The sequence below is a fragment of the Prevotella sp. S7-1-8 genome (genome assembly GCF_000758925.1).
In the GTDB taxonomy this organism is placed as follows: domain Bacteria; phylum Bacteroidota; class Bacteroidia; order Bacteroidales; family Bacteroidaceae; genus Prevotella.
This window is the reverse complement of record NZ_JRNC01000111.1, coordinates 1-6609: the sequence shown is the minus strand read 5'-3', so window position 1 is coordinate 6609 and position 6609 is coordinate 1. Positions and strand designations below refer to the sequence as shown.

The following is a 6609-nucleotide window of genomic DNA, read 5'->3' as shown; positions in this document are numbered from 1 at the left end:
ATTGGTAATTTCCCCGGCTTTTGTCTATGAAATAGTGGTACGCAGTGATTTGGTGACCAATTTTTTATTGGTAGCTTCTATTCTTATTTTTTTTTATATAAAGAAAATACGGTTATCATCTCATTTTTGGATGATAGCCGCAACCAGTGGACTTCTTCTTAGTACAAGGTTTACAGCTGTTATACCGTTATCTATGTACTATTTTTATGAATGGTATAAATTGCCTCTAATGCGTAAATTATTGTTTCCGATAGTTGTAATCGGAATATTTCTTCTAACGTTCTTGCCATTTGTTCTATGGGATATAGATGATTTATTTTTCTTCAAATATAATCCATTTATGTTACAATCACGTCAAATTCAATCAGCTGATTTTATACTTTTTATACCACTTTTTATTTATTTGGCTTATTCATGGAGGCATCATGAAAGTATCAAAATATGCTATTTAAAGCTGATGAAAAATATTTCTTATTTTTTAATTGTTCTAATTATGGTGACTTTTATGCATAACATGGTGTTATCAGGTAATTACTTAATATTTTCATCAACTTATGACATTACTTATTTTAATATGGCGTTGCCCTATTTGGTAATGGGCATTTCTATTAGTTCACGATAGCTATTTTGCACACCACACCCTTGTTTCCATCTGATGTGGCCACTTCTACCATATAAACACCCGAAGCAACTCTATATCCACCCATATCTAATCCATACCATTTGTATTGTCCATTGGTAGCGTGTCCTTCATTGACCAATGTACCATTAACGGTAACTATCTTGACATCCGAGTTTTCTTCCAATCCTGTAATGGTTATAGCTCCTTTGTAATCGGGACGTACAGGATTAGGATATGCATATACATTCTCTATTATCATGCCATTGGCTGCTATTTGGTCATTAGTCATATACGAACACAACCCTCTATCAGTACCAATAAATAGTTCTCCTGTAGTACTATTAATTGCCATTGACTCGATGTTATTGGATAATAATTTACTGTTATTTTGAGTGAAATGATATATTTGATAAAGATTGTCTGGACTGATAACGAAAATGCCATTTTTATCTGTTCCAAACCATTTACGGTTGGCTTTATCTATCACAATACAGTTGATATTAATTCCAGAGAGCAGGTAGTCGGCACTGTTTGTTCCATCGTTTCTTGGTACTTTTATTTGAGTGAGGACTGGATTGTCAACCATAATTTGTTTTTTGTCAAGCATTAACGGACCTATATCAGTGCCGATCCATATGTTTTGGTATAGATCCTCCGCTATTGCATGTATATATCTTGGTTTTAAACTTATGCCGTCCTCGTTTACAAATGTTTTATAGCTGTTCATATGACCATTGGAACGGTCATATGCGTAAAATGATGGACAAACGTAACTATCATTTACAAACCACATGAGATTACGACTGTCAAAAAACATATGCTTCATGTTCACGAGTCCTTGACCATTGATATACAATGCGTCAGAGCGATGAGACACCCATTTTCCATCTGCTGTTAGTTCTAATATGTTTTGCAAGTTGTTCAAACTATTGATGCACCATAAGTTGCCTTTGCTATCAAATAATACATCTTGAACCACGGTGTACTCTTTATTATTAGCAAAAGTGGGGATTAATGGACTATTATCATAGGAATATAATTTATAAAATTTGCCATTTCTATATTCGTAAAGTCCAGTTCGTCCACTGCAAAATACCCGTTTTTCATCATTAGGGTCAATGGTTATGCTATTTAAATCTATAAACGATACACCGGTTATTTTTTTTATATTGTCTTGATATATAGTCCATTTATTATTGGAAAGAACTTGTATACACCCTGGCCTGTTTAGGTCGCTCACTACATTATATCCACCACCAACTGTAAATAATTGTCCGTTATGTAACCGTAGAAATCCAAAATTATTGTATTTTGGACTATCTGGAGCGATGTTTTTCAATAAGGAAAGTTGTTCGTTATTCAATTTTTTTTGTCTATCCACATATTCACCCACATGTTTCCATTTTTTTTTGTCCAGCATATTATCCTTCACAGAAATCCTATATAATCCATGTGATTTACTGGCAGCGTACAGGAAACCATCTTTCACGTATGAGTATTCCACCTTGAAACCAAGTTGATAGGTATCGCTAATAGTTCCATTACCCACGTTTATCTTCACTATTCCAAAACCAGTTGAGAGATAAGCGTATTTTCCCCACACATCCACGGCGTTCACTGTTTTGTCCGTTGGCATGCTTTTGTTCATATAATCGGCTATGTTCACCACATTGCCGTTTGGAGCCATCAAGTCTATGTTATTGTTTTGGTATACTATGACTAATCTTTTGGCGGCTTGGCACCAAGCTATATGAGCGATGCCGCAATCGGTTAGCGCGTTTATCTTATCGTAGATCTGTACGCTTTTGTCAGTTTTGTTATAAGCGTACAAACCATTTGACGCCAACACATATAGCATGTTATTGCCGGCCTGTTCTATTTCTGTTGGCTCGTAATAACTTAGGTACGACTTCCAAAGTCCATCTTGTGCATGTGCCGTGCCAGCTATTAACAATAACGATAAACAAAGTTTTCTCCATCCGAGAAAACTCGATACGCGGAATATTTTATTTTGATTCATAATACAATTATGGGTTACTGTTAAAACGTAAAAATACCCAGTCTATTGTTTTATGCTCTTCATTTGATGGTATTCAATTGACAATCACACGAAATGTGTCACCCGGATAGAGTGACACATATTTTGTACTCCGACCGGGAATCGAACCCGGATCAAAGGTTTAGGAAACCTCCGTTCTATCCATTGAACTATCAGAGCTGATGTTAACTATTGCTTATGCAAAGGTAAATATTTTTTTATGGATAAGACAATGAAACGCGAAAAATAAACGAAAATTGTTTTTTCCATCGCTCCTGCGATGCGCTTTTTGACAGGTCGTCAAGGCGGATAAGCATCGTTACCTGCCTTGACGATTTTTATTTTGTTATTTTTATAGGTTGGCGTGGAACCTTTTATTTTTTGCTTTTGTATTTGTCGGCTTGCTCCTTGATGAGCTGCGCGTCGTCAAAATAGTTGATACGCATGGCCGCCCGAACCTCGTCCATGGTATTGGCGGCCACTTGGCGCGCCTGCTCGGAGCCTTTTTTCAGTATGTTGAAAATTTCGGGTATGTCTTGCTCGTACTCGTGTCGACGGGCGCGTATGGGGTCGAGCATGCGGTTAATAACCTTGTTGAGCATTTTTTTGCATTTCATGTCGCCTATGCCACCAGCCGTATAGGCGGCTTTCAGCTCGTCAAGATTGGCGAAGTCGGGCCAAAAATCAGCGAAGTCTTGGTCGTTGGCGAAAGCGTCCAAATAGGTGAACACGGCATTTCCCTCCACATGTCCGGGGTCTGACACGTTGAGATGCGTAGGGTCGGTGTACATGCTCTTAACTTTTGTCCATACGGTGTCCGCGTCGTCAGACAGATAGATGCAGTTGCCAAGGCTCTTGCTCATCTTCTCCTTGCCGTCTGTTCCCGGCAGCCGTCGAGCCGTGGCGTTCTCGGGCAGCATGATGGTGGGCTCCACGAGCACGGGCGCGTAGGTCTGGTTGAAGCGGCTCACTAATTCGCGGGTGATTTCTATCATCGGTTCTTGGTCCTCGCCGGCTGGCACGGTCGTGGCCTTGAAGGCGGCGATGTCGGCGGCTTGCGAAACGGGATAGCAGAAAAATCCCAATGGCACGGAGCCGCTCTCAAAGCCTCTCATCTTAACCTCGGTCTTGACGGTGGGGTTACGTTGCACGCGGCTCACGCTTACAATGTTCATCAGGTAAGTGGTCAGCTCGGCCAATTCTGGTATGCAACTCTGTATGTAGAGCGTGCATTTGTCTGGGTTGAGCCCAGCCGATAGGTAGTCCAAGGCTACCTCTATGATATTTTGCCGTATTTTCTCGGGGTTGCTGGCATTGTCGGTCAAGGCCTGCACGTCGGCCATGAACACGTACATGTGGTCGTAGTCTCCCTCTTCTTGGAGCTGCACGCGGCGGCGCAGGCTGCCCACATAGTGACCCAAATGCAATTTTCCGGTGGGTCTGTCGCCAGTCAATATTATTTTTCCCATAATTGTATTTTTGTTATTCCAATGCAAAGATAGGCCTTTCCAAGCAAAAAAGAGCGTCTTTATGGCATTTTATGTGCGCCTCGCCCCCACTTTGTCAATTTCTCCACGCTATCTTGCTCATGTAGAAAGCTATGGTTTTGAGTCTGACATAGTTATAGCTCAGGTACATGAAACCGCCGTATGGATTGCCCGTTCCCCATGAGTTTTTAGCCAAGAAGTACAAGGCGTTGTTGCCGTCCCGGGCCAGTCCGCATAGTGTCATACAGTGGTCATCGGTGGTTCTGAGGCTTTCAAACGCTCGTTGCCGCTCTCTCTGTGTGGGCTTGTGCCCCTCGTTGTAAAGACGAGCCACGCCTTTTTGGAAATCGAATCCGGGCTCACTGATATCTCCCTCCCAACAAACGGGATGGCCACGGCGTATGGCGCGTTCCACCCGAAACATCAGTGTGTCGATAGGAACGTTCATAAAGCTGTCGCGCATTTGGTTGTCAGGCATTTCCAAAATGAATTTTTTACCAAACGGATGATGCGTGAAACTTGTCAAACTAACATATTCGCCAGGCAGGCAAACGCTCTCGCCAAATTGTCCCATCGTGTACTCCATGCCCAACATAAACACGTGTTTTGGCATGAAACCTATGTTTTCGTCGAGCATGTAGTTTAGCCTGTCATCCATCGCCGATAGGGATATTGACGTGCGCGCTATGTTTTTGGCTCGTCTCACTATCGGGTTATAATTGATGGGCCTGTCGTTGTGATAGGCCTCGAAGGTCTCCGCGCCGTGTTCGTGTAGCAGGTTGAGCAGCATGGACGACATGCCCCGCAGGCTAATCCCGCCCACCTTGTGAGCGAAAAAATAATCGCGCGCCTCGTCCTCAATCAGTTTTCTCGCGAAAAAGTCGACGGAAAGTTCCACGGAGTCGCCCATCATCAGTCGCTCAGACTCAATGGTCGCCGCCATGGCATAGGCCCAGCACAGAGGGCTTTGCCCCTGATTTTTCACGGGGGTTGTTTTAACCGTCACCTCGTTGACGAACTCTCTGTGACGTTTTTGGCCTTTTTTCGGGGATTGACAGCTACACGACGCCAACAAGGCAACCACCAATACCACCAATGACAACCTCTTGTTCATGATGTATGCAAAATTAGAAAAAAATAAAGATACACGGCCATTATCCGCTAATTTTTATTTTGTCATGCCATCGGGGCAGGGCGCGAAATGGCCATCCGCTCATTGGTCGCGACACGAGCGACGATCGCGACTATAAATTTTGAAGACCAACAAAAGGAGAATAAATATGATGAAAAAACACGACAAAACATGATTTATTTATCGTATATTCGCAAGCCAGGCCCCCACTGGCCGCAAATACGCGAAAAATGAGGATTTTAGCCAAATGCCTGACAGAAGCCATGTTATGGAATTTTATATAATTTTTTCGTCTTGATTGTTTACGTTGCGCCTTGCCATTAGGCCTCAATGGCGTGACAATTAAGGTTTAATCGTGACCTGAATGGGGCTCAATCGGACAACAAGATAATATCTAAAATACAACTTATTGAAAATAAAGAAGTTACCTTGTTGGTATAACTGAATAGGTAACGATTTGGAAACGAGCGAGCTACTTGGCTTTGCTGTTTTCTGCCTAACAAAGAACGCTTGTTATTCTGTCTGCAAAGATAATACTTTGTTACCGAATAACAAGCGTTTATGCTAAGAAATTCTTTGTTTTGCGTTTTTTTGTAAACTCGTATGGCTTATAGTTTTCTCCCTCGTTTCTTTCTGTTCGCTTGGTATCTGAGCTTGCGCTGCCATGCTGCTTCGGCATAATCATCGCCCTGTGCGGATGGTGTAATCAAATCGCCTAACCCTTCCACAACTTCATCGGCTGCACTAACAATGGTGTCTGCCACTGTACTAATAGAATTCTGCACTTGTGGTGTGTCATTGTCTCGTGAGATAGAGGAACGGCTTTTGGGTACGAGTTGATAGCCTGTATCAGGCTGTTCGTTCTTTTCTGTCGGTTCTTGTATTGTGTGGTGTGGTTTCTTTAATTCTTCTTTGTTTGTTGGTTCAAAGTTTCTTTGCAAGGAGTGGTAGCCGAATTCCCTGCCGATTTCCGATGCCTTGAAAGATTGTCCTGTGTATGAGAATTTCAAGCCATAGACCTTGCCCTGCTTGTTCTTCATGCGCTCTATGGTTATTCCATGCCTGTTCAGCTCGTAGAGGAATATGGAGTGTCCCGTGATACCTGTGCCTTTGTATTTTTCAAGTAGGGCATAGCAAATCTTCTGAACCTGCTGCTTGGTCTGTTCCCTTGTTGGATTGGCTTTCGCTTTCTTATGCTTCCTTTCAGTCTTGACTTCCTTTGCAATGGTTAAGACTTTCTCCCTGCTGATTTCCTCTGTTATTCTTGCAGCCTTGTTGCTTACAAAGGTGGTATCATAAACTTCTTCGTATAGGCTGATGCGGTTGGCAA

The 6609-nt window shown here is 42.4% G+C and carries 4 protein-coding genes, 1 tRNA gene and 1 pseudogene; 1 reads left to right on the top strand and 5 read right to left on the bottom strand.

Features of this window, described 5'->3' with window-relative positions; genetic code table 11:
* Nucleotides 1-622, top strand: a pseudogene (locus HMPREF1640_RS13825) (hypothetical protein); the annotation flags it as partial.
* On the opposite strand, the gene HMPREF1640_RS12025 reads toward HMPREF1640_RS13825, so the two are convergent.
* The 5 genes from HMPREF1640_RS12025 to HMPREF1640_RS12005 all read right to left on the bottom strand — a co-directional run.
* Nucleotides 609-2642: a T9SS type A sorting domain-containing protein gene (locus HMPREF1640_RS12025; RefSeq protein WP_052051834.1), complete on the bottom strand. Its 2034-nt coding sequence runs from the start codon at nucleotides 2640-2642 to the stop codon at nucleotides 609-611. The pseudogene HMPREF1640_RS13825 and the gene HMPREF1640_RS12025 sit on opposite strands and share 14 nt — an antisense overlap.
* 126 nt (nucleotides 2643-2768) lie before the next feature.
* Nucleotides 2769-2840, bottom strand: a tRNA-Arg gene (locus tag HMPREF1640_RS12020).
* A gap of 194 nt (nucleotides 2841-3034) precedes the next feature.
* Nucleotides 3035-4129, bottom strand: a complete 1095-nt coding sequence (gene trpS / locus HMPREF1640_RS12015; protein ID WP_036895204.1) for a tryptophan--tRNA ligase — start codon at nucleotides 4127-4129, stop codon at nucleotides 3035-3037.
* A 94-nt stretch (nucleotides 4130-4223) separates the two neighbouring features.
* The gene (locus HMPREF1640_RS12010; protein WP_036895202.1) at nucleotides 4224-5261 is read right to left on the bottom strand and encodes a C1 family peptidase; all 1038 of its coding nucleotides are present in this window, start codon (nucleotides 5259-5261) and stop codon (nucleotides 4224-4226) included.
* Nucleotides 5262-5887: 626 nt separating this feature from the next.
* The coding region (locus HMPREF1640_RS12005) for a hypothetical protein (protein ID WP_036895200.1) at nucleotides 5888-6609 on the bottom strand (722 nt) is incomplete at its 5' end.